This is a genomic window from Paractinoplanes abujensis (assembly GCF_014204895.1).
In the GTDB taxonomy this organism is placed as follows: domain Bacteria; phylum Actinomycetota; class Actinomycetes; order Mycobacteriales; family Micromonosporaceae; genus Actinoplanes; species Actinoplanes abujensis.
Genome location: NZ_JACHMF010000001.1, coordinates 1,619,867 through 1,642,722 on the forward strand (window position 1 = coordinate 1,619,867; position 22,856 = coordinate 1,642,722).

23 protein-coding genes are annotated in these 22,856 nt (G+C 70.3%); 16 read left to right on the top strand and 7 right to left on the bottom strand.

The window, feature by feature from the left end; translation table 11 throughout:
* Positions 1–6 precede the first annotated feature (6 nt).
* Entirely contained in the window at positions 7–462 is a 456-nt protein-coding gene (locus tag BKA14_RS06840; protein WP_184950064.1) for a MaoC family dehydratase, read from the top strand.
* Positions 463–513: 51 nt separating this feature from the next.
* Here the strand turns inward: BKA14_RS06840 and BKA14_RS06845 are convergent, their stop codons facing one another.
* Positions 514–1,284, bottom strand: coding sequence for an RlpA-like double-psi beta-barrel domain-containing protein (locus BKA14_RS06845; RefSeq protein ID WP_184950065.1), 771 nt, complete (start codon positions 1,282–1,284; stop codon positions 514–516).
* A 415-nt stretch (positions 1,285–1,699) separates the two neighbouring features.
* On the opposite strand from BKA14_RS06845, the gene BKA14_RS06850 reads away from it, so the two are divergent.
* Positions 1,700–1,837 (top strand): hypothetical protein, encoded by a 138-nt coding sequence (locus BKA14_RS06850; protein WP_184950066.1) that lies wholly within the window; start codon positions 1,700–1,702, stop codon positions 1,835–1,837.
* 376 nt (positions 1,838–2,213) lie between these two features.
* Here the strand turns inward: BKA14_RS06850 and BKA14_RS06855 are convergent, their stop codons facing one another.
* On the bottom strand, positions 2,214–3,125 hold the full coding sequence (locus tag BKA14_RS06855; protein WP_184950067.1) for an ion transporter: 912 nt from the start codon (positions 3,123–3,125) through the stop codon (positions 2,214–2,216).
* 286 nt (positions 3,126–3,411) lie between these two features.
* Here BKA14_RS06855 and BKA14_RS06860 point away from each other — a divergent pair, with 286 nt between their 5' ends.
* Together BKA14_RS06860 and BKA14_RS06865 are read left to right on the top strand one after the other, a co-directional pair.
* Entirely contained in the window at positions 3,412–4,473 is a 1,062-nt protein-coding gene (locus BKA14_RS06860) for a spore photoproduct lyase family protein (protein WP_184950068.1), read from the top strand.
* 2 nt (positions 4,474–4,475) lie between these two features.
* Positions 4,476–4,925, top strand: a complete 450-nt coding sequence (locus tag BKA14_RS06865) for a 2'-5' RNA ligase family protein (RefSeq protein WP_184950069.1) — start codon at positions 4,476–4,478, stop codon at positions 4,923–4,925.
* Here the strand turns inward: BKA14_RS06865 and BKA14_RS06870 are convergent.
* Complete coding sequence (locus BKA14_RS06870; RefSeq protein ID WP_184950070.1) at positions 4,922–5,572, bottom strand: GNAT family N-acetyltransferase; 651 nt, start codon at positions 5,570–5,572, stop codon at positions 4,922–4,924. The genes BKA14_RS06865 and BKA14_RS06870 overlap by 4 nt on opposite strands.
* Before the next feature lie 103 nt (positions 5,573–5,675).
* Here BKA14_RS06870 and BKA14_RS06875 point away from each other — a divergent pair, with 103 nt between their 5' ends.
* The gene (locus BKA14_RS06875) at positions 5,676–6,383 is read left to right on the top strand and encodes a DedA family protein (protein WP_239092423.1); all 708 of its coding nucleotides are present in this window, start codon (positions 5,676–5,678) and stop codon (positions 6,381–6,383) included.
* Positions 6,384–6,402: 19 nt separating this feature from the next.
* Here the strand turns inward: BKA14_RS06875 and BKA14_RS06880 are convergent, their stop codons facing one another.
* Positions 6,403–7,122, bottom strand: a complete 720-nt coding sequence (locus BKA14_RS06880; protein WP_184950071.1) for an ABC transporter permease — start codon at positions 7,120–7,122, stop codon at positions 6,403–6,405.
* Positions 7,123–7,136: 14 nt separating this feature from the next.
* On the bottom strand, positions 7,137–8,018 hold the full coding sequence (locus BKA14_RS06885; protein WP_184950072.1) for an ABC transporter ATP-binding protein: 882 nt from the start codon (positions 8,016–8,018) through the stop codon (positions 7,137–7,139).
* Positions 8,019–8,126: 108 nt separating this feature from the next.
* Between BKA14_RS06885 and BKA14_RS06890 the strand changes: the two genes are divergently transcribed.
* From BKA14_RS06890 to BKA14_RS06900, 3 genes are read left to right on the top strand one after another with little or no spacing between them, the layout of a single operon-like run.
* Positions 8,127–9,281, top strand: a complete 1,155-nt coding sequence (locus BKA14_RS06890; protein WP_203721961.1) for a sensor histidine kinase — start codon at positions 8,127–8,129, stop codon at positions 9,279–9,281.
* Complete coding sequence (locus BKA14_RS06895) at positions 9,278–9,880, top strand: response regulator transcription factor (protein ID WP_184950074.1); 603 nt, start codon at positions 9,278–9,280, stop codon at positions 9,878–9,880. Before BKA14_RS06890 ends, BKA14_RS06895 begins: the two co-directional genes overlap by 4 nt.
* A 39-nt stretch (positions 9,881–9,919) precedes the next feature.
* Positions 9,920–10,573, top strand: a complete 654-nt coding sequence (locus tag BKA14_RS06900; RefSeq protein ID WP_184950075.1) for a hypothetical protein — start codon at positions 9,920–9,922, stop codon at positions 10,571–10,573.
* A 40-nt stretch (positions 10,574–10,613) separates the two neighbouring features.
* On the opposite strand, the gene BKA14_RS06905 is transcribed toward BKA14_RS06900, so the two are convergent.
* Positions 10,614–12,395, bottom strand: coding sequence for a peroxidase family protein (locus tag BKA14_RS06905; protein WP_184950076.1), 1,782 nt, complete (start codon positions 12,393–12,395; stop codon positions 10,614–10,616).
* 171 nt (positions 12,396–12,566) lie between these two features.
* On the opposite strand from BKA14_RS06905, the gene BKA14_RS06910 reads away from it, so the two are divergent.
* From BKA14_RS06910 to BKA14_RS06925, 4 genes are all read left to right on the top strand, one after another.
* Positions 12,567–13,742: an NAD(P)/FAD-dependent oxidoreductase gene (locus BKA14_RS06910; protein WP_239092422.1), complete on the top strand. Its 1,176-nt coding sequence runs from the start codon at positions 12,567–12,569 to the stop codon at positions 13,740–13,742.
* Positions 13,743–13,931: 189 nt separating this feature from the next.
* On the top strand, positions 13,932–15,422 hold the full coding sequence (locus BKA14_RS06915) for a DHA2 family efflux MFS transporter permease subunit (protein ID WP_184950077.1): 1,491 nt from the start codon (positions 13,932–13,934) through the stop codon (positions 15,420–15,422).
* A gap of 136 nt (positions 15,423–15,558) precedes the next feature.
* Positions 15,559–16,170 (top strand): HEAT repeat domain-containing protein, encoded by a 612-nt coding sequence (locus BKA14_RS06920; RefSeq protein WP_184950078.1) that lies wholly within the window; start codon positions 15,559–15,561, stop codon positions 16,168–16,170.
* Positions 16,171–16,979: 809 nt separating this feature from the next.
* Positions 16,980–18,404, top strand: coding sequence for an amino acid permease (locus BKA14_RS06925; RefSeq protein WP_184950079.1), 1,425 nt, complete (start codon positions 16,980–16,982; stop codon positions 18,402–18,404).
* A 244-nt stretch (positions 18,405–18,648) separates the two neighbouring features.
* Here BKA14_RS06925 and BKA14_RS06930 read toward each other — a convergent pair whose 3' ends face one another.
* Complete coding sequence (locus BKA14_RS06930; RefSeq protein WP_184950080.1) at positions 18,649–18,939, bottom strand: hypothetical protein; 291 nt, start codon at positions 18,937–18,939, stop codon at positions 18,649–18,651.
* 81 nt (positions 18,940–19,020) lie between these two features.
* Between BKA14_RS06930 and BKA14_RS06935 the strand changes: the two genes are divergently transcribed.
* The 4 genes from BKA14_RS06935 to BKA14_RS06950 are packed head-to-tail and all read left to right on the top strand — an operon-like array spanning position 19,021 to position 22,852.
* On the top strand, positions 19,021–20,358 hold the full coding sequence (locus tag BKA14_RS06935; RefSeq protein ID WP_184950081.1) for a ferredoxin reductase family protein: 1,338 nt from the start codon (positions 19,021–19,023) through the stop codon (positions 20,356–20,358).
* 14 nt (positions 20,359–20,372) lie between these two features.
* Positions 20,373–20,804 carry an FMN-binding protein gene (locus BKA14_RS06940; protein WP_184950082.1) on the top strand — a complete coding sequence of 144 codons (432 nt, stop codon included), beginning with the start codon at positions 20,373–20,375 and terminating at the stop codon, positions 20,802–20,804.
* A 15-nt stretch (positions 20,805–20,819) separates the two neighbouring features.
* Complete coding sequence (locus BKA14_RS06945; protein WP_184950083.1) at positions 20,820–21,494, top strand: response regulator transcription factor; 675 nt, start codon at positions 20,820–20,822, stop codon at positions 21,492–21,494.
* Complete coding sequence (locus tag BKA14_RS06950) at positions 21,491–22,852, top strand: HAMP domain-containing sensor histidine kinase (RefSeq protein ID WP_239092421.1); 1,362 nt, start codon at positions 21,491–21,493, stop codon at positions 22,850–22,852. The genes BKA14_RS06945 and BKA14_RS06950 overlap by 4 nt, the downstream gene beginning before the upstream one ends.
* Positions 22,853–22,856 lie beyond the last annotated feature (4 nt).

Consider the following 22,856-nt stretch of genomic DNA (forward strand, 5'->3'; position numbering starts at 1 on the left):
ACCCGCATGATCACCGTGACCGGACTGGACGAGCTCAGGACGATGGCGGGCCGGGACCTCGGGCACAGCTCGTGGCTCGAGGTCACGCAGGAACGGGTCGACGCGTTCGCCGAGGCGACCGGTGACCACCAGTGGATCCACGTGGACGTGCAACGGGCCCAGGCGGGGCCGTTCGGAGGCACCATCGCGCACGGCTACCTGACGCTGTCGCTGGTGATCCCGTTCTTCGCCGAGATCCTGCAGGTCGACGGGGTCAAGATGGGCGTCAACTACGGGCTCGACAAGGTGCGTTTTCCCAGCCCCGTACGGGTGGGGTCGAAAATCCGGCTGGCCGCGCGCATCGCCGGCATCGAGGAGGTGGCCCGGCGCTGCCTGCAAGTGACGCTCGACTTCACTGTGCAGATCGAGGGAGTGGACAAGCCGGCCTGCGTGGCCCAGCCCATCTACCGCTACTACGCATAGGGGAGCCCGGCGAGACGGCACTGCTCGCCGGGCTCGTCGAACGGGGCCGGGTCAGCCGATGCGCTCGATCACGGCCCGGCGGATCAGGAACTTGCCCGGCTCGCGCACACCCTCGAAGGCGGCGTTGTTGAGCAGGATGCAGCTGCCCGACGTGGTCTCGACCTTGACGGTGATGCTCTTGTTGTTGTCCAGGTTGGTGACCTTGAGCGTCGTGCCGATCGGGAAGGTGCCGCTGGACGCGAACGGGGCGCCCGCCTCGCCGGACAGCGTCACCGTGGAGCCGGCGCAGACGACCTCGCCCGCGCCGGTGCCTGCGCCGTTGCCCTGACCGTTGCCGTTGCCGTTGCCCGCGCCGTTGCCGTTGCCCGCGGCGGGCGGGGCAGCGGGAGGCTTCGTGGCGGCCGGGGGGTTCGCGCCTTGCTGGCCACCCGTGTTGCCGCCCTGCTGGCCACCGGCCTGGTTGCCGCCGCCCTGCTGGCCACCGGCCTGGTTGCCGCCGCCCTGGTTGCCCGCGGCCGCGCCCGGCACCTCGCCGGCCACGTCGGCGGTGCAGCCGGCGACGCCGCGGCGCTGGTTGATCAGGTCGACCACGGCCTGGCGGTTCGCGATGCGGGCCTCCGACTGGGCGTCCGGCGCCGCCCGCTGACCCGCGATGAACTGCAAGTTCTGCCGCAACGCCTGATCGAGGCCGGCGCAGTTCTCACCCGCGCTGCTCATGCCCGTGCTGATCGCGAAGGCGCCGCCCGCGAGCACCACGGCCGAGGCGCCCAGCACCACCTTGCGGGTCGTCGAGGACATCTTGCGGCGCTGGGTCCGGTACATCGTGGCTCCTTCAGTGTCGGACTGCTTCGGTGCAGGTACCGACAAGTACGAGCGGCGCCATGATCACGGATCAGAACGGCAACCTTAAACATCCTTAAATCAAGCGAACCCCCTGATCAACGCCCTGAAGGCACCAGCCGAAGTGCGCCAACCAAGGTGCGCGATGTCGCCCATCGCGGCGCGGAGGGCGCATGCCGAGCGCGGGGCGCATGCGCTCGGAAGCATGCGCGGGGGCCCGCTGCGAGGGGTGCATACAGCGGGGTACGCATGCTGGGCCGGGATCCGAATGTTGCGTGGTGCGTTTGCTGCGCGTGGGTGCGCACATTGCGCGATGCGTTTGTTGCGCAGAGGTGCGCGATGCTGCGCGTGGTGCGCGGGTGCTGCGCGTGATGCGCGATGCTGCGCGTGATGCGCGATGCTGCGCGTGGTGCGCGATGCTGCGGGTGGTGCGCGGGTGGTGCGCGATGCTGTGCGTGGTGCGCGGATGCTGCGCGAGGTGCGTGATGCTGCGCGAGTGCTGCGGGAGGTGCGTGATGCGGCGCGTGCTGTCTGATGATGCGCGTGCTGTGTGATGCTGCGCGGGTGCTGCGAAAGGTGCGTGATGCAGCGCGTGCTGCGTGATGCTGCGCGAGGTGCGCGGTGCTGCGGGAAGTGCGTGATGCTGCGCGAGGTGCGGGGTGCTGCGCGTGCTGCCTGATGGTGTGCGAGGTGCGCGATTTCTGCGGGAGGTGCGTGATGCAGCGCGTGGTGCCTGATGCTGCGCGTGCTGCGTGATGGTGCGCGGGTTCTGCGCGAGGTGTGCGGGTGCTGTGCGTGGTGTGCGGGTGCTGTGCGTGGTGTGCGGGTGCTGCGCGAGGTGCGCGGTGGTGCGTGAGGTGCGCGGGGTTGTCTGATGCTGCGCGGGCGGTGAGTGATGAGCGCGTGCGGCGTTACGGGCTGTCCTTCGTGGTGGGGACCACGGAGTGGGTGGGGCTTCGGCGGGGGGTGGTTGGGCGGGCGTCGCGGTCTATGCGGAGGTCGCGTTCTAGTTCGGCGATCATTGTGCGTAAGTCGTCGAGGCGTTGGCTGATCAGGATGCGGTCTATGTTGTCGGGGATGCCGTCGTGGTCTTCGTCTACGGACAGGCTTTCGGTCATTTCCAGGCGGCGGGCTTCCTCCATCGAGTTGACGATGACCGCGATCAGGATGTTGAGCAGCAGGTTGACTGTGATCAGGACGTAGCTGATGTAGTAGACGAGCGTCCACGGGGACAGCTGCATGCCCTGCTCGATCAGGTCGGGCAGGGTCTCCAGTGACAGGAGCACGAACAGCGTGATCACGGCGCGGCCGATGGTGCCGTACTCGTCGGGGTAGGTTTCGCCGAAGATCAGCCAGCCGGTCATTCCGTAGACGTAGAACGTGACCAGGGCCAGCGCCAGGAAGCCGCCGACTCCGGGGAGGCTGCGCAGCAGGGCGGACACGATGGTGCGCAGGCCGGGGGAGAAACGAACGAGCCTGACCACCCGGGCCATGCGGATGATGCGCAGGGCTGCCGTGTCGCCGTGCAGGCCGGGGATGAAGACGGCGGCGATCACGATGAAGTCGAAGACGTTCCAGCCGTGTTTGAAGAAGTCCTGCGGACGGCGGCCGTACGCGAGGATCCGGACGACGATTTCGGTGACGAACACGGCGCGGAAGAACCACTCCAGCCAATGGAGATACGTCAGCCGGGCAGCCATGGGGTAGGTCTCGACGCACAACAGTGCCGCGTTCAGGCCGATCATGACGACGATCGTCACCTCGAACGCGCGGGAGTCGACGATTCGCGAACATCGGCGGGCCACACGCGTCAGGTCGAGCATGCGGGTCAGCCTACGGAGACTGCGCTGCGGCCGGGGCCTCGGTCACAGCCGGGCGGGCGGCAGAGGGTGTGCCGGGTGACGGAGGACGCCCCAGGCGGCGGGGCGGTGGAGGGTGTGCGGGCATGCCGGGCGGTGGAGGGTGCGCGGAACGGCGAAGGGTGGGCCGGGTGGCCGAAGGTGAGTTGGGCGGTCGCGGGTGTTCGAGTGCGACGGCCGGGTATCCGTACGGGTCGGGAGCGAGTGGGAACCGGGAGCGGGCGTTTCGGGTGGATATGCTGGGAAGGTTATGAGTTCTGGACTGCTGGATATTCGCCGGATCTATTTCGAGGCTGCGGCGGCCGAGTTGCCGCGGGGGAAGGAAGTGCTGGCGAAGTTCCCGCAGGCGCAGCTCGTCGAGGTGGCGAGCCACAACCGGATCGACGAGGTGTACGGCGACGAGACCAACGTCAACCGGTGGGTGCGGATCAAGCGGGAAGCCCTCGTGCTCGGGGTGAAGAAGACGCTCGCGGCGCGGCCCAACGGGCGGTCGGCCGATTTCATCGCGCCGTCGACGGCCAACGGGTGCGCGATGGCCTGCGCCTACTGCTATGTGCCGCGGCACAAGGGATACAGCAATCCGATCACCGTGTTCGCCAACATCGACCGCATCGAGGGTTACCTCAAGCGGCACGCGGCCAAGCAGGGGGTCAAGCCGGCGCCGAACGAATGTGATCCGACGGCCTGGGTCTACGACATCGGGGAGAATTCCGATTGCAGCGTGGACGCGCGGATCAGCGACAACGTGCGCGATCTGGTCACGCTGTTCCGGTGGATGCCGAACGCGAAGGCGTCGTTCGCGACCAAGCATGTGAACCGGGATCTGCTCGACTGGGATCCGCAGGGGCGCACCCGGATCCGGTTCTCCTTGATGCCGCAGCGTGACGCCAAACTGCTCGACATCCGCACCTCGCCGATCGCCGAGCGGATGGCCGCCATCGACGATTTCGTGGCGGCCGGCTACGAGGTGCACGTCAATTTCAGCCCGGTCGTGGTGCGTGACGGCTGGCTGGAGGACTGGGCGGAGCTGCTCGGCGACCTGGACGCCGCGATCGGGCCGGCCGCCCGGCAGCAGCTCGCGGCCGAGGTCATCTTCCTGACCCACAACCGTGAGCTGCACGAGGTCAACCTGGGCTGGCACCCGAAGGCCGAGGAGCTGATCTGGCGGCCCGATCTGCAGCAGCCGAAAAGGTCGCAGAACGGGTCGTTGAACGTGCGCTACCGCACGGGCGCCAAGGGCGAATACGTGGCCGCTCTGGTCGGCCTGATCGGTGAGCGGCTTCCGTATTGCCGAGTCCGGTACGCGTTCTGACGATGCACACCGTCGAGTTGTTGCCGGACGACGAGCTGGATTCCCTCGTACGGGAGATGTGGGTGGGGCTGCTCGACCGGGGGCTGCCGTCGCTGGCCTCGCATCCGCACCCGACGAACCGTCCGCATCTGACCGTGGTCAACGCGGCGTCGCTGGACGGGCTGCCGGAACTGTCGTTGCCGATCGCTGTCGCATTCGAGCCGCCGCGCATGCTGGGGCGGGCGCTGGTGCTGCCGGTCGTACCCGATGCGGCATTGCGGGAACTGCACTCCCTGGTGTGGTCGAAGCTGCCCGAGGCGTGGCCTCCACCGGCGGAATGGGTGCCGCACATCAGCCTGGCCCTGCGTTTCCCGGACGGGACACGGGCAGGGGGATTGAGCGGTCCGGCGGGCGGGTCGCTGGTCGCCGCACGCACTTACGACAGCGTGAGCCGGACGGTTCGGGGGCTCTAGGACGCCGGGTAGGTGTGGCCCGGCGTGGTCGCGATGAGGATGCTCGCGACCGGCCGCCACCCCAGCGCCGTGTAGAGGTGCTGGCCCTGCTCGCTGGCGATCAGCAGACCGTGGTCGGCGCCCTCGTCGACCGCCGCGCCGGCCAGGCCGCTCATGACCGCGCTGGCCAGGCCGCGCCGGCGGTGCTCGGGCTGCGTCTCGATGCGGTCGGCCACGGCGTCGGCGTCGGCCAGGCCCACCGTGCCCTGCGCCCCGACCTCGTTGCCGTGCAGCACCTCGACTTTGATCACGTCGTCGGAGAGCCAGGTCTCGACCTGGTACGGCTCCGGGGGCTCGGCCGTGGGGTGCTTGTGCAGGTTGATCGTCATCAGCTGCTCGGACCGCTTGAGCAGCACGAGCCCGTTCGCCTCGAGGACCGCGGCGGCCGCGTCGGGCTCGGCCGCGGGCACGGTCAGCCAGGTGACCTGCTCCTCCTGTTTCACCAGCTCGCACAGAGCGGGCAGGGCCGCCACGCCGAGCGCGACGTACTCCACCGCACGCCCCGGCTGGTGACATTCGCTGCGCAGGCCGTCGCCCACATCCGTCGCCGGGTCGAGGGAACGGGCCACCGCCCAGCCGCGCTGCCACCGCTCGATCAGATCGCGCACGGGGGAATTAGATCACCAGCCGGTTGGCAGGGAACTCTCAGGGAGTCCCCCGATACTGGCGTGTCGATGGCCATGAGCGGCCGACGACTGTGAGGAGCGTTTTGTGACCGTGCTCGCCGAAGCCGCCCCTGAGAACTCCGGAGGGCTGACCGGGTGGGCCGTCGGCCTCATGGAGTCGCTCGGTGGCCCGGGCGCCGCCCTGATCGTCGGGCTCGACAACCTGTTCCCGCCCATCCCGAGCGAGCTGGTGCTGCCCCTGGCCGGCTTCTCGGCCAGCCGGGGCGTGTTCAGCCTGCCCGAGGCGCTGATCTGGACGACGCTGGGCTCGGTGCTGGGCGCGATCATCGTCTACTGGGCCGGGGCGCTGCTCGGCCGGGAACGCACCCGCAGCCTGGTGGCCTACATCCCGCTGGTCAAGGTGCAGGATTTCGACCGGTGCGAGGAGTGGTTCGCCAAGCACGGCACCAAGGCGGTCTTCTTCGGCCGCATGGTCCCGCTGTTCCGCAGTTTCATCTCATTGCCGGCCGGGGTCGAGCGGATGAGCTTCTGGAAGTTCACCGTGCTGACCACGCTGGGCAGCCTGATCTGGAACACCATTTTCGTCACGGCCGGCTTCGTGCTGGGGGAGAACTGGCACCGCGTCGAGGGGTACGCCGGCGTCTTCCAGAAGATCGTCATCGCCGGTGTGGTCATCGGTGTCGGGTATTTCGTCTGGCAGCGCCTGCGCGCCCGCCGTCTCGGGGTCGCCGACACCGACGCCACGGTGGTTCTCCCAGTGGTGCGCGAGCGCCCGCGCAGCCACCGTCGTTAGAGGGTGGCGGAGGGCGCTCTCACCGGCGCGGTTCCCAGCGGAACATGCGCCGCGCGAACGACACCGCGACGACGACCCAGGCGAACGTGGGCGCGAGCAGGATCAGCGAGTCGGACAGGGCCACCCCACCGTTCCAGGCGTTGAGCACCAGCTCGGTGGCCGCGCCGCCGGGCAGGATCCGCTTGATCCGGGCCAGTTCCTCGGTGCCGGTGATGCCGACCCAGCTCGCCACCGCGATCACGCCGAGGCTGACCGGCAGCGTGGTGACCTGGGCGTGCTCGGGCGAGTTGGTGACGCCGGCGGTGGCCAGGGCCAGCCCGAGCATCATGGCCACCGTGGCGACGACGGCCACGACGAGCAGCAGCGGGTTGTCGGGCCGCCCGACCACCACGCCGAACACGGTCAGGATGCCGATGAGCTGCACGATCGCGACCACGGTGGCCGGCAGGACCAGCCCGGCCAGGATGCCGGCGTCGCTCTCGGCGGTGGAGCGCAGCCGCTTGAGGAACAGGTTCTGCCGGCGCGAGGCCAGCGTCGTCACGGTCGAGGTGTAGAGGCCGAACGCGCCCACCGTGAACATCACGATCGCGGCGATGTAGCCGAGGCTGCCCAGCTGCGCGAACACCTCGTGCCGGTAGATGAAGAACGCGCTGATCGCGACGGGGATGATGAAGCTGGTGACCAGCACCAGCCGGTTACGGAAGATCTGCAGGAGCTCGGAGCGGGCGATGGCGAACATGTCAGTGATCCCTCTCAGGATTCGATAGCGCGGAAGACGTCGTCGAGCCGGGTCGGTCCGGCCGACAGCTCACCCAGTTCCAGGGCGTTGTCCTGCGCCCAGGCCAGCAGCAGGTGCAGGTCCTTCTGCAGGTTGAAGGTCTCGATCCGGGCCGACCCGTCGGCGGCCACGGTGGCCTGCAAGGGCAGGGCGGGCGCGGGGGCGGTCAGGGTGAACTTGATGACGGCGGGCAGCGCTCGGGTCAGCTCGGTGACCGTGCCCTGGCGGTGGAAGACACCCTGGTGCATCAGCCCGATCCGGTCGGCGCGCTGCTGCGCCTCCTCCAGGTAGTGCGTGGTCAGCACGACGGTGGAGCCGTTCTCGCGCAGGCGGTCGACGGCGTTCCACAGGTGGTCGCGCGACTGGATGTCGAGGCCGGTGGTGGGCTCGTCCAGGAAGATCAGCTCGGGGGTGCCGTAGACGGCGGTGGCGAAGTCGAGGCGCCGCTTCTCGCCGCCGGAGAGCTGGCCCACCTGCGTTCCGGCCTTGCGGGTCAGGTCGACGATGTCGATGACCCGGTCCACGTCGTCCGTACGCCGGGTCAGCTTGCCGATCAGGCCGACCGACTCGCGGACGGTGAGCTCGGGGGAGAAGCCGCTCTCCTGCAACATGATGCCCATCCGGGGCCGTACGGCCTGACGGTCGGCCGGGCTGTGACCGAAGACGCGCACGGTGCCGGACGTCGGGGTGCGGTGCCCCTCGATCGTCTCCAGCGTCGAGGTCTTCCCGGCGCCGTTGGTGCCCAGGAGCGCGTACAGCTCGCCCGGGCGGACCTCGAACGACAGGTCCTTGACGGCGTGGAAGTCGCCATAGGTGAGATTGAGGCGTTCGACTTCGATGACTGGCGTAGTGGACATGACTAGATGACACCAGCGCGGCGGCCGATCGTTCAGTGTCGCTGTGTCACGACCCGATATGACGTGGTGTCACTACTCGCCGGGATGACTCCCCCCAATACTGGTGGGGTGAGGGCAAGATCGCTGCACATCACGGAGGCCACCCAGGGGCGGCTGCGCCGGCTCAATCTGTACACGGCGCTGCCACCGATCATGCTGGCCGCTTTCGTGGTGGTGGCGGTGGACGTGCACACCTGGTGGCACGTGCTGGTGCTGGCGCCCGGGGTGATCGCGGCGCTGGTCGCCTTCGAGCGGTGGACGGCCAACGACATCGGCCGGGTCGCGCTGCCCTGCTTGACCGTGGCGGCCGCGGTGTGGCCGCTGGGCGCCCTCGTGGTGGGCAGCCCGAACGCGTACTGGGGGGTCACCAGCGTGGCCTCCCTGGCCATTCCCCGCATGCCGCGCCATCAGTACCTGGCCGCCGCCGCCCTGGTCGCCTTCGTGGCCGGCGTGGGCGCCAGCCGCCTGCTGATCGACCCGGCCGAGACCGCGATCGGCGTGTTCCGGCTGCTGTCCGGGGCCGACGACGTGTTCCTGAAGTTCGTGCTCTTCCCGACCGGCGTGACCCTTCTGGTGATCGTGCTCTCCTTCGTCGGGGAACGGTTCTACGACATCGTGCAGGAGCTGGAGACCTCCCGGGAACGCGAGGCCGAGCTGGCGGTCATCCGGGAACGGGTGCGCTTCGCGGGTGACCTGCACGACATCCAGGGTCACACGTTGCACGTGGTGAAGCTGAAGACCGCCCTCGCGCAGAAGCTCGTGCACAGCGATCCGGACCGGGCCGCCGACGAGCTGCGCGAGATCAACGACCTGGTCAGCGACACGATCAGACAGACCAAGGAGCTCGCGTACGCGCAACGGCGGCTCAACCTGTCGGCCGAGCTCGAGAACGCGAAGAACCTGTTCGAGGCGGCCGGGATCCGGGTGCGCATCACGCGGGAGTCGGAACCCGAGGCCCGGACGAGCGAGATGCTGGGCCAGGTGCTGCGCGAGACGACCACCAACATTCTGCGGCACGCCCAGGCCACTCAGGTGCGCGTCGTGCTGACCGCCTCGGGGATCACTATCGTGAACGACGGCGCCGCGGGCCACGGGACACTCGAACTGCGGGGGCTGTCGGCGCTGCGGCAACGGATCGCCGACGACGGCGGTGAGCTGGTCGCCACCCGTACGGCTGGGGAATTCACGACGGCGGCGGCCTATCCCGCGGGGGGTGTGCGATGACGAGCGTGGTGCTGGCCGACGACGAGGTGCTGCTGCGCAAGGCGATGGCCGCCCTGCTGCCGCTCGAGGGTGACATCACCGTGCTGGCCGAGGCGTCCGACGGCGCCCAGGCCGTGACCGAGACGCTGCGGCACGGCCCGGACGTGCTCGTCATCGACTTGGAGATGCCGAACGTGGACGGGCTGGGGGCGGTCGCCGAGATCCGCCGCGAGCGGCCGCACCAGGTGATCCTCATGCTCACCCGCCACGCCCGTCCCGGCGTACTGCGGAAGGCTTTGAAGCTCGGCGTGCAGGGCTTCGTGAGCAAGTCGGCCGATCCGTCGCACATCGCCACGGTCATCAACACCCTCCACGACGGCAAGCGCTGGATCGACCCTGACGTCTCGGCCCTGGCCGTGATGGACGACGTCCCGCTGACCGACCGCGAACTCGACGTGCTGAGGGTGACCAGCGAGGGCTACTCGGTGGCCGACATCGCACAGCGGCTGCACCTGGCGCCGGGCACGGTGCGCAACTACCTGTCCAGCGCCATGCAGAAAACGGGCACCCAGACCCGGCACGAGGCGGCTCGCTACGCCCGCGAGCATGACTGGTTGTGATCGGCGCTTTCTGCAACAAAACGCCTCTAGAGTGTCCGGGTGTTCGTCTTCGGCGATGAGGACAGCTCGGCCCGCCGCTTCGGCCCGGTCACGCTGGGGGTGCTGGCCCTGGTGGTCGCGCTGTCGGTGGCGGCCGCCCTGTGGCACCCGGAGCGCGGGAGTGAGACGGCCGCGCCCACCCCGGCGGGGTCGCTCGATCCGCTGGCCGTCTGCCGTCAGAACGTTCAGGACGCAGGCTTGTCGATCTCCCTGTACGACTCGGCGGAGCCGCTCGACGCGAGGAAGCTCGTCGAGGGCAAACTTCGCTGGGAGGCGCAGCACTGCGGCCCGTTGGTGGCTGACGACCCCGACCGGCTCCAGCTCGCCGACCCGTGGCTCGTCACTGCCAAGGCCGAGCAGATCAACACCGGTGTCGACCGGGCCATCTGCCCCGACCCTGCCGCCTGTACGCAGGCCCGGCAGAAATCGGGCGAGGACGTGAGCAAGGTGCGCGCCGCCCTGGACGGGCTGGGCTACCCGGCCGCCGAGGTCCGGCTGCCCGAGCCGGCCGACGGTGTCCCGCTGAGCAGCGTCCTCTACGGCGTCCCCCTGGACCAGTCCGCCTGCCTGGTCGCCTACGCCCGCATCGGCGAGGGAACCGTGCACCTGCCCCCGGTCGGCCGCCTCACGTCGGGCACGTGCCTGCGCCCGTGACCGGCCCCGCCGCCGTGACGGGACCGGTCGGCGCGAACGCCTACGTCGGGTCGATCGGGAAGACGCCGGCGTAGCGGAACACGTCGGTGATCGTCACGATCGGCTCGCCGTTGGGCAGGCGGACGCCCTTGGCGGGGTTCCAGCCGCGGTACTGGCCCAGGTAGGACTCCGGGTCGGCGCGGAGCTGGCCGATCAGGGTCTCGGCCACGATGCGGCTGCCGACCTCGCCCAGGAAGTTGCCGTGGCAGCGGATCTCGGCCTCCTTGAGCACGTAGAACCACAGCGGTGTGTGCTCGAGGAACGGCTGCAGGGCGTCGTTGAGCTCCGGCGAGTTGCCGCGCTGCAACTCGTCGGCGCTCAGCGGCCGGGCGCCGATCTTGGCGGCGACGGCCTGACCGGTCGGCAGGGCCAGGTGGTAGCCGCGCAGCAGATTGCGGATGGCCAGGCCCTTGAGCATCGTCTTGATCTCGTCCGGGGCGTTCTCGTCCGCGGCCGAGATCTCCTTCTGCATGTCGGCCAGGGGCGGGGCCAGCTTGGTGTCGATCCGCCGGGCGAAGTGGTCCGAGATGCCGTCGCCCTTGTCGACGAACCGCGCCCATTCGATGACCCAGTTGAATGGCAGGGTCGAATCGCTGGAATTGTTGAACGGTTGCTTGTGGCCACCGGTGAACGCGAACAACAGGCCGAACGGCGCCGAGGGCAGCACCGGCCGCCCGGTTTCGTTGCGACCGAAGTTGCGGTTGAAGTCGTACGCCCCGCGGACCATGCTGTGCCCGAACCGGTACGCGGCGACCGAGAACTCGATGGGCATGTAGGGTTCCTGGCCCGGCTCGAGGACGTAGTGCCGGTTCCCGTCGAGCAGCACCTTGTCCACGACGCCCGGCATGGCGATCGTCTTGAGGAAGTCGTGGACCACCAGCCACTGGTAGTGCCAGCGCACGAGATCACGAGCCTGCAGGAACAGCTCCTGGTCGCTCATCTGATAGCCGTTGCTGGTCTCGCGCAGGTGCTTGACGACGTTGTTGTGGAACCGCAGGAACGCCACGTGGAACTGGGCCACGACCAAATTCTCGTCGTTGCGGGCGTCGCCGATGACCGCAGTGGTCCGGTGTTTCGCCCGCTGCTCCCCGGTGGCGTCGGCGGGCAGCCCGTCGTCGAGCTGCCGGGGCAGGTCGTGCTGCAGGTCGTCCTCCGGCGGAATGCGGACACCGGGAATCTGATCGCTCACGAAGACGTCGTCGACGCGCAGTTCGATGCCGTTGTAGAGCGCGGCCGACGGGGTGTGCACGCCGGCGAAATCGGGGCCGTCGCCGTAGAGCGAGTCGAGATTGAGCGCGGGCTGCCGCAGGTTGCTCAGATTCGCCCGTACCTCGGCCGGGTTCTTCGGCGTCAGGTCGGGTTGGCGCAGATCGGTGAAGGCGTTCATCCGATCGGTGTTCGCGGTGATGTCGTGGTCGATGAATTGACCCCAGTACGTGTACACCGCGGGAATCACCGACGTGCCGGCGTCGCCCGGCTCCTCCTTGGCCATCGCCGTGCCGAGGGCGGTCAGTTGCCGGCGTACGTCGGCCGGGTCGCCCGCGAGATGGTGGGCCGGGAACTGCTCGGCGAGGTCTCCGAAGAGGTAGTCGAAGGGACTGGTCACCTCGGCGATCTCGGCCTGGGCGGCCAGCGGCAGGTCGGCGGCCGCGCTGAGCAGGGTCGCGCCTTCCAGGCCGGCTGCGGTCTGCTGCGCTCCGGGGGCGGCGTCGGGTAACACCTGGCTGCCGTGCCTGATGTGGGACAGCATCCGGCGGTACTGCTTCTTGTCTGGTGCGGTCATGGTCAGTTCCCCTCCCGTGTGGAAGCGTCCGCAGAGGGCGCGTGACCACATTTGCTCTGCTCAACAATGGTCACCAGGGTTGTGTCCTCAAACGGACAAGCGGGCCGAAACGACTGACCATTGCGCTGTCCGGGGATCGACAGCGGCAGGACCGTCGTCCACTATGGCGTGGTGTATGACGTCATAGTGATCGGGGCCCGCTGCGCCGGGTCGCCGCTGGCCATGTTGCTCGCCCGGCGAGGTCTGCGCGCGCTGCTGGTCGACCGGGCCACCTTCCCCAGCGACACGGTGTCCACCCACGTGATCCACCCGCCGGGCGCGGCCGCGCTGCAGCGGTGGGGCCTGCTCGGCCAGGTGGTGGCGACCGGGGTGCCGCCGGTCGGGCGGTACTCGTTCGACTTCGGGCCGCTCAAGCTGGCGGGCGCGCCGGGCACCCCCGAATCCCCGTACGCGTACGCGCCCCGGCGGCAGCTGCTCGACAAGATCCTCGTGGACGCGGCCGCGGCCGCGGGGGCCGAGGTGCGCGAAGGCTTCTCCGTCGAGGAAGTTCTGGTCGAGGACGGCCGGGTGGTGGGCATCCGGGGCGGCAACGGGCAGATCGAGCGGGCGCGGGTCGTGGTGGGGGCCGACGGGCGCAACTCCGTGGTGGCCAAGGCGATCCAGGCCCCCGCGTACGAGGAGGTCCCAGCGCTGACCGTGGGCTACTACTCGTACTGGAGCAACCTGCCGACCGACACGTTCGAGGCGTACAGCCGGCCCGGCCGGGGCTGGGCCGTGTGCCCCACCAACGACGACCTCACGCTGGTGATCGGTGGCTGGCCGCACGCCGAGCTGGCCGAGCACCGCAACGACGTCGAGGGCACGCTGATGGCCATGTTCGCGTCGTCACCCGAGTTCGCCGAGCGGATCCGCGACGCCAAGCGCGAGGAGAAACTGGCCGGCACGTCCGTCCCCAACTACTTCCGGGTCCCGTACGGGAAAGGGTGGGCGCTCGTCGGTGACGCGGGTTACTCGCGCGACTTCATCACCGCCCAGGGCATCACCGACGCCTTCCTCGACGCGGAAGGCCTGGCCGGGGCGCTCGCCGCGACGCTGGACGGCGCGCAGCCCTGGGACGACGCGCTGGGCGGATACCAGAGCCGCCGGGACGCGCGGGCGATGCCGCACTACCAGATGACGCTGGGCATCGCGTCGCTGCAGCCGCCGGACGAGCAGATGATCCAGCTGGTGTCGGGGATCGCCGGCAAGCAGCCCGCCATGGACGCCTTCGCGCGGCTCAACTCGGGCGTCACCTCACCGGCCGAGTTCTTCGCCCCGGAGAACGTGGGCAAGCTGCTCGCCTCCTAGCCGGGCGGCGCCCCCACGCAGCAGGAGGGCGTGCCGGCCCGGCCCGTACGTCGCGGCCTTCAGGGCCGGCACGCTCTTCGGGGCGGTCCGGTTGCCGATCGGTAGCTTTCGTCGATAGGTGGCTTATGAACGCGTGGCCCTCTGCCGATGCGGGATGTGACTCGAACCCGCGTACGTGGAAGGTTACGGATGACCACCGACACCCAGGCCCGTCCGGAGCATCCTCCGGCCGCGCCCCCGGCATCGAGCGGGCGCTGGTGGGCGCTCGTCGTGCTGGCTATGGCCCAGCTCATGGTCGTGCTCGACGCGACCATCGTGAACATCGCGCTGCCCACGGCCCAGGCCGACCTCGCCTTCTCCGACGCCTCCCGGCAGTGGGTCGTCACGGCGTACGCGCTCGCCTTCGGCTCCCTGCTGCTGCTGGGCGGACGCCTGTCGGACTTCTTCGGCCGCAAGCGCATGTTCCTCATCGGCCTGGTCGGCTTCGCCCTGGCCTCGGCCCTGGGTGGCGCCGCCGACGGCCTCGAGATGCTGATCATCGCCCGCGCGCTGCAGGGCGCCTTCGGCGCGGCGCTGGCCCCGGCCGCGCTGTCGCTGCTGTCGACCACGTTCACCGAGCCCGCCGAGCGCGGCAAGGCCTTCGGCATCTTCGGCGCCATCTCGGGCGCGGGCGGCGCGGTCGGCCTGCTGCTGGGCGGCGTGCTGACCGAGTACGCCTCGTGGCGCTGGTGCCTGTTCGTCAACCTGGTCATCGCGGCCGTCGCCGTGGCCGGCGCCCTGCTCAAACTGACCGACGAGCCGGTCGGGGCGCGGGCCCGGATCGACGTCCCGGGCGTGATCACGTCGGTCGCCGGTCTGGTCGGGCTCGTCTTCGGCCTGGGCAAGGTGGAGACCGACGGCTGGTCCTCGGCCACCGCCCTGGTGCCGATGATCGGCGGTGTGGTGCTGCTGGTCGCCTTCGTGGTGATCGAACTGCGGGTGACCAACCCGCTGCTGCCGCTGCGCGTCGTGCTCGACCGCAACCGCGGCGGCTCGTACGCGGCGATCAGCATCTCCGGCATGGGCATGTTCGGCATCTTCCTGTTCCTGACCTACTACCTGGTCGGCAACCTCGGCTTCACGCCCGTGCAGACCGGCCTGGCCTTCCTGCCGATGCTCGGCTCGATCATGCTGTCGGCCACCACTGCCGGCTCGATGCTGACGCCCAGGATCGGCCCGCGCCCGCTGGTACCGCTGGGCGCGCTCGTCGCGGCGGGCGGCATGGCCTTCCTGACCCGGCTCGACCTCGACTCCACGTACGCCTCCGGGGTGCTGCCCGGCCTGCTGGTGATCGGTCTCGGTCTCGGGCTCGTGTTCGCGCCCACGCAGAACGCCGCCACCAGCGGCGTCGAGCACCGCGACGCGGGCGTGGCCTCGGCGATGATCAACACGGTGCAGCAGATCGGCGGCTCGATCGGCACGGCCCTGCTGAGCTCGTTCGCGGCCACCGCGGCCACCGACTACGCCGCCTCGCACCCCCGGTCGGCCACCCTGATGGCCGAGGCGTCACTGGCCAGCTACCACACGGTGTTCTGGTGGTCGTGCGGGCTGTTCCTGACCTGCGCGGTGGTGTCGGCCCTGCTGTTCCGCACCGGCCCGCTGGCCGTCGACCCGGACGCGCCGAAGGCCATGGCGCACTGACGCCTCTGCTCGAAGATCATGCCGAACCGCCGCGATCATGAAAGGTGATCGCGGCGGTTTCACATTTGTGCCGACTGGGCACCGTTCGGGTGGCGATGTGACCACTCTCAGCTAGCCGTGGTAATAATGTCCGTCGATGGACGGGGATGCGGAGTGGCAGCGGTGGCGGCGCGAGATGTTCGGCGACCCCTACGTGGTGTGGCACGAAGGGCCGCGGTTCGAGGCCCTGACCGAAGCCGCCCGGCGTGACCCGCGCAAGGTCGAACGCATGCTGCGGGCCGGGCTGGCTGCCGGTGACACCGTAGCGGCCCAGTCGTTCACCGGCCTGGCCGCCGCCGGGCTGGCCCCCGCCGACGCCGTGAGCATCCTGCGCACCGCCCTGATCCGTGCCACCGACGAGTTCCGCATCCGGGTGGCCGAGGCGCTGCACGCCCTGACCGGCGACCCGGGCTGGGCCACACCGATCGCCGAGGTGCTGGCCGACGCCCCCTCCGAGTTCGTACGCCTCGACGCCGCCACCGCGCTGGCCGGCTTCCCGCCCAGCTCGGCCCTGGTGCGAACACTCGCGGCGGCGGTCCGCGACCCCGAGTATCTCGTGCGCTACCACGCGGCCAACACGCTGCTGCGCTGGTCGGGCGACCGCCGCCGGGTCGACGGGGTGCCGGCCCTGCTCGAAAAGATCACCGACCGTGCGGAGGTCGCCTGGCGCGCGGCGGCCGACGAGCTGACCGCCCGCCTCTGCCGCTGATCGGCCCGGGCCTTACCGCTGTTGTCGCGCCCGGCCCTGTTGTGCCGGCCGCGCCCCGGACCCGCCGCTCACGGGCCGACGACCCACTTCTGCGGCGAGCGTGCTCTCGCGTGTGCCGTGCCCGGTCACCGCTGCGCCCGGTTCCGCGGCTTCCCGGTCTGATCCTGCTCCGCCGGGGCGTCCTACCACTGTGGCCCTTCACCCCGTACGGGTGAATCGGTGTCGATTGTGGCGCGCACGGTCGTTGGGGGGTTGTGGATGACGAGGAGCACTCGGTCGGGCCCGGCACGACGATCGCGTTGATCGCGGGCTTCATCGTGTTCTACGGCCTGTTCATCGCGGTCGCCCTGGTTCGTGGCTGACCGGCCGGCCCGCCCCGCGCCCGCCACCGTCCGCCCGTGCCTGCCCGCCTTCGCCCGTGCCTGCTGTGGCGTACCCACGTTCGTCAGCGCCGGCCCTCGCCGGCCGCGCTCGTCCATGTCTGCGCCGAGCGGCGGCCGGCGTGGGTGCGTAGCGACAGCGCCCGCCGGCGTCTGTCTGCGCCCGTGTGTGGCCGGGCGTGCGGCCGTCAGTGCTTGTTGGAGCCGCGGCGCAGGTCGCGGCCCAGCTTGCGGGCCCGCATGGGCAGGAAGATGCCGCCCAGGATCAGCAGGACGATCAGGACGATGAGGAAATAGCGCATGACGTGGCCTCCCGTTGACTGCCGGGAGACTTGCCCGTGCGCGACGAAAGCTAAGCATTTAAGTCTGTAGATGCGAAAGTCGGCCGGGCGTGGTACTCCGAGAGGAGCGCTGAGCGAGGAGGCCGCCATGTCCGTTTCACCGCAACGGTTCGGGCGAGGGGCGGGGATTTTCCGCCGCAAACCCATCGACGACGTCTCCGACGAGCGGGACACCGATCTCGACAGGTCGCTGGGGCTCTGGCAGCTGACCGCCATCGGTGTGGGCGGCATCATCGGCGCCGGGATCTTCGCGCTGGCCGGGGCGGTGGCCAACGAGACGGCCGGGCCCGCCGTGTTGTTCTCGTTCCTGATCGCGGGTATCGCCAGCGCGGCCGCCGCGCTCAGTTACGCCGAGTTCGCGGGCATGATCCCCAAGGCGGGTTCGGCTTACACGTACGGCTATGTCGTGCTGGGCGAGGTCGTCGCGTGGTTCATCGGGTGGGACCTGCTGTTGGAGTACACGGCGATCGTCTCGGTGGTGGCGATCGGCATCAGCGGCTACTTCTCGTTCCTCATGTCGGAGCTGGGGCTCGACCTGCCGGCCTGGATGCTGGGCGCGCCCGGCACCGGCGACGGGCACGTCGTCGACCTTTTCGCGGTGCTGCTGTGCCTGCTCATCGCCTATCTGCTCAATCGCGGGATCCGGGCCGCGGCCCGCGCCGAGACCGCCGTGGTGATCGTCAAGGTGCTGGTGGTCCTGCTCGTGGTCGGGGTGGGCGTCTTCCACATCACCAGCTCGAACTACGACCCGTTCTTCCCGTTCGGCTGGAGCGGCGCCATCACGGGCGCGGCCACCGTGTTCTTCGCCGTCTTCGGATACGACGCGATGAGCACCGCGGCCGAGGAGTCCAAGGACGCGCGCCGGCACCTGCCCAAGGCCATCATCTACTCGCTGATCATCTCGATGGTGCTGTACGTGCTGGCCACGCTTGTGCTGACCGGCATGCAGAACTACCAGGACATCGACCCCGAGAGCGGCTTCTCGTCGGCGTTCGCCGCGGTCGGGTTGTCCGGTCTGGCCGACGTCATCGCGGTCGGCGCGATCATCGGCATCCTGACCGTGATGTTCACCTTCATGCTGGGCGTCACCCGGGTCTGGTATTCGATGAGCCGCGACGGCCTGCTGCCCGCCTGGTTCGGCAAGTTGCACCCCGAGCGCCGGGTGCCGACCCGGGTCACCTGGATCGCCGGCGTGGTGTCCGCGATCATCGCCGGTTTCCTGCCGATCCGGGAGGCGGCCGAGCTCACCAACATCGGCATCCTGCTGGCCTTCGTCGTGGTCTGCGTGGCCGTCGTCGTGCTGCGGTACCGCCGCCCCGAGATTCCCCGCACGTTCCGCCTGCCCGGCATGCCGGTGATCCCCGTCGTGGGCGTGGTCTTCTCGATCTGGCTGATCACGTTCCTCGACCCGGTCACCTGGCTGCGGTTCGCCGTCTGGTTCCTGCTCGGCCTGGCCCTGTACTTCTTCTACAGCCGCCATCACTCGAAGCTGAACACGCGGGACCGAAGCTGACAGCGGGCTGAGCCCGGGTGGGCGGCCGGTCCGGGCGTGACCGAGACTGGTGGTCCACGTGGGGAGGAGCCGGCATGCGCGGGCTGGGGAAGTGGTCGTTCTTCTGGCGGCGGAGTCAGTGCCCGGCGGCGCGCCCGGCGGCGGGGGGAGGCTGCCGGCGGACGCGGCCGGGTGACACGGCGCCGATCCGGCTGCGGCGTTCGGCGTCGCGGCCGGGCGGGGTGCGCGCGCCTCGCACCCGGTCCTAGAGCTGCGCTTCGCCCTGGGCCGGCTTCTCGCGCCACAACGCGAGGATGGCCGCCGCTTCCTGCCTGTCCGCCTCGGTGGCGGTCGGGCCGGCGAACACGCGCCGGTGACGCTCCTCGGCCTTGGCCCGGTAGGCCTTGACTTCGAGGATGTGCAGGTACCGGTAGCCGGCGTGGCCGCCGGGGGAGATGCGGAGATTTCGGCGGGCCGGGCCCGGCCGCCACGATCGTGACGTCGCGCCATCAACCCCGGTCCGCTGATGAGGGCGTTGCCGCCGGGGCAATAACACTCGGTCACCGGTGGCGGTTTCTTAGGGAGCTCTTAGACTCATTTACTTGAGGCTTCATCTAATGCGGCCATCGTGGGGTGCATGACGACCTTGACCGAGGACACCCCGCGGTGGTGGCCCGACACCGTCGCGGTGCTGGCCGGGGCGAGTCTGCTCGTCGTGACCGCGCTGTGGGTGGGCCACGGCGGCCTCCAGGATCTGACCGGTGGCGGCGCGCTCTCCGCCACCGGTCGCCTCCTCGGGTTGTGGGCCTCCGACCTGCTGCTGATCCAGGTGCTGCTGATGGCCCGGATCCCGCTGGCCGAGCGCGCCTTCGGCCAGGACCGGCTGGCCCGCTGGCACCGCTGGACCGGCTTCACGTCGTTCTGGCTGATGGTGGCGCACATCGTGCTGATCACGCTGGGCTACGCGGCCACCGCCGGCACCGACCCGTTCCGGCAGCTCCGGGACATGATCGTGAACTTCCCGGGCCTCCTGCTGGCCGCGGCCGGAACCCTCGCGCTGGTCATGGTCGTGGTGACCTCGATCCGCGCGGCGCGGCGCCGGCTGCGCTACGAGTCGTGGCATCTGCTGCACCTGTACGCCTACCTGGGCGCGTTCCTGGCCCTGCCGCACCAGCTGTGGTCGGGCAGCGACTTCGTGGGTTCGCCGGTGGCCACGGCCTACTGGTGGGGTCTGTGGGGGCTCGCCGTGGCGGCCGTTCTCGCGTACCGGGTGGTCGTGCCCCTGCTGCGCAACCGGCGGCACCGGATCGTCGTGGACCGGGTCGTGCCCGAGGCCAACGGCGTCACCAGCGTCTACTTCAACGGCAACGACCTGCGGAAACTCCCCGTACGGGCGGGGCAGTTCTTTCACTGGCGCTTCCTCGACGGCCCCGGCTGGACGCGGTCGAACCCGTTCTCGCTGTCGGCGGCCCCGGCCGAGCAGATCCGGATCACGGTCAAGGACTCGGGTGACGGCAGCAGCCGTGTGGCCACCCTCAAACGCGGCACCCGGGTGCTCGTCGAGGGCCCCTACGGCAAACTCACCGGCGAGCGCTACACCGGTGGGCCGGTCGTGCTGATGGCGTGCGGCATCGGCATCACCCCGCTGCTGTCCCTGCTGGGCGAGCTGCCGTACGCGCCGGGGGAGGCCACGCTTCTCTACCGCGTACGGGATGACGCGTCCACGGCCTTCCGGCAGGAGCTCGACTGGTACGCCGTCGAGCGCGGGGTCCGCGTGGTCTACCTGACCGGCCCGCGCGGCCGCTCGTGGCTGCCCGGCGACCGCACCGACGAGCTGACCGGCCTCGCGCCGGACATCGCGGCCGCGAGCGTCTACATCTGCGGCCCCGAGGAGTGGGCCGTGCAGGCCCGGACCGCCGCCCGTGCCGCCGGGGTGCCGGCCGCGCGGGTGCACACCGAACTGTTCACCTGGTGACGAGAGGCCGACCGATGCGACGTATCACCCTCTGGGCGTTCTCCACCGTGGCCGCCCTCGTGCTGCTGTTCAGCTATCGCACCAGCACCAACTCCCCGGCCTCGACGCCGGAGGCCGTGGCCACCGCGGGCCCGGCGCCCAGCGGCTCCCCGGACGCCGACGGCAGCGGCGGGACGTACGACGGCTCGGCGGTGCCGACCCGGTGGGGACCCGTGCAGGTCCGCATCACCGTGGCCGATGGCAAGATCACACAGGTGGAGGCGCCGGTCTCCCCGGCCGACGACCCGGCCGATGCCGGCGTCACCAAGGGTGCCCTGCCCTCGCTGTTCGAGCAGACCTTGGCCCGGCAGAGCGCCGACATCGACGCGGTGTCGGGCGCGACGTTCACCAGCGCCGCGTACCAGGAATCGCTGCAGGCCGCCCTGGACAGCGCCCAACTCGGATAGCTGAGCGGAGGCACCATGCGGGTCCTGGTCGTCGACGACGACGCGGCCGTGCGCGACTCCCTCGCGCGCACGCTGCGCTTCGAGGGCTACCAGGCCGACACCGCGGCCGACGGGCGGCAGGCGCTCGACCAGGTCCGCACGGTGCCGCCGGACCTGATGATCCTCGATGTCAGCATGCCCGTGCTCGACGGCCTGCAGACGTGCCGGCTGCTGCGGGCCGAGGGCATGGCCCTGCCCGTGCTCATGCTGACCGCCCGCGACAGTGTGGGCGACCGGGTGGCCGGGCTCGACGCGGGCGCGGACGACTACCTGGTCAAGCCGTTCGCGTTGCAGGAACTTCTGGCCCGGGTACGGGCGATGCTGCGGCGCTCGGGCCTGACCGCCAGCGCCTCGCCGCTGCTCACGTACGCCGACGTGCGCCTCGACCCGGAGACGCGCGAGGTGTGGCGGGGTGACCAACCGCTCAAGCTCACCCGTACGGAGTTCGGCATCCTCGAGGTCTTCCTGCGGCACCCGAAACAGGTGCTCAGCCGGGCCGCGCTGTTCGAGCAGGTGTGGGGTTACGACTTCGGCGAGGGGTCGAACAGCATCCACGTCTACCTGGGCTACCTGCGCCGCAAGCTGGGCGAGCCGCGACTGCTGCACACCGTGCGCGGTGTGGGGTTCGTGTTGCGCGAGGACCCGCTGTGAAGACTTTGCACACCCGGCTGGCCGTGATGGTGGCGGCCGCCGTGGCGGCGGCGGTGGTCGTGATGGCCGGGGCGGCCCTGCTCACGGTGGCCGCCCTGCAGGCCCATCAGATGGAGGCGACGCTCTCGGCCGACGCCCGGGTGATCGCCGCCCAGCCCGGCCAGTGGCAGGCCACCCCGACGTACGCGGACAAGCCTTTCGGCCCGCGCTGGCAGTTCCTGGACGTCTCGGGTTCGGTCGCGGCGAGCCCGACGGGTCTGCTCCCGGTGACCGCCGAGGCCCGCGCGGTCGCCGCCGGCACGAGCCCGCCGCGGCAGCAGGAGGTGACGATCGACGGCACGGCCCACCAGATGCTGACCGTGCCGCTCGACGACGGCGGGGCGGTGCAGGTCGCGATCAACCAGACGCGCACCCGGCACACCCTGACCATGCTGGCCGGTCTGCTCGCCGTGGTCTGCGTCGCCGGCATCGCGGGCGCGGCCTGGCTGGGCCGGCTGGTCGCGCGGGCCGGGCTGACCCCGGTCGACCGGCTCACCGCTTCGGTCGAGCAGGTGGCCGTGACGATGGACCTGAGCCGCCCGATCGAGGTCACCGGGGCCGACGAGATCGCCCGGCTGGGCCGCTCGGTGAACACGATGATGGCCGCCATCGACACCTCGCGCCGGGCCCAGCGCACCCTGGTCGAGGACGCCGGGCACGAGCTGCGCACCCCGCTGACCAGCATCCGCACCAACGTCGAACTGCTGCTGCAGGTGGAGCGGCGCCCGTCCGAGGCGCACCGGCTGCCCCCGCAGGAACGCGCGGCCCTGCTGGCCGACCTCGACGCGCAGGTCCGCGAGCTCACCACGCTCACCACCGAACTGGTCGAACTGGCCCGCGAGGACGCCACCCGGGAAGCCCCGGAACCGCTCGACCTGGCCGAGGTGGTCACGGCGGCCGTGTCCCGGGTACGCCCGCGCGCGCCGTCCGTGACGTTCGACGCCGGGGTGGCGCCGGCCCCGGTCACCGGGCGGCCCGGTGAGCTCGAACGGATGGTCGTCAACGTGCTCGACAACGCGGCCAAGTGGAGCCCGGCCGGCGGCACGGTGGCCGTACGGCTGCGGCCGGACGGGCCGCACTGGTGCGAGCTTACCGTCGCCGACCAGGGCCCCGGGATCGCCGCCGAGGACCTGCCGCACGTGTTCGAGCGCTTCTACCGGGCCCCGGCCGCCCGCTCGCAGCCCGGCTCCGGCTTGGGGCTGGCCATCGTCGCCCAGACGGCCCACCACCACGGCGGCACGGCGACCGCGGCGGCGCGCGAACCCCACGGGACCGTCGTGACGATCCGCTTGCCGCTAACGCTCAGTCCGGATCCCTGAGTGT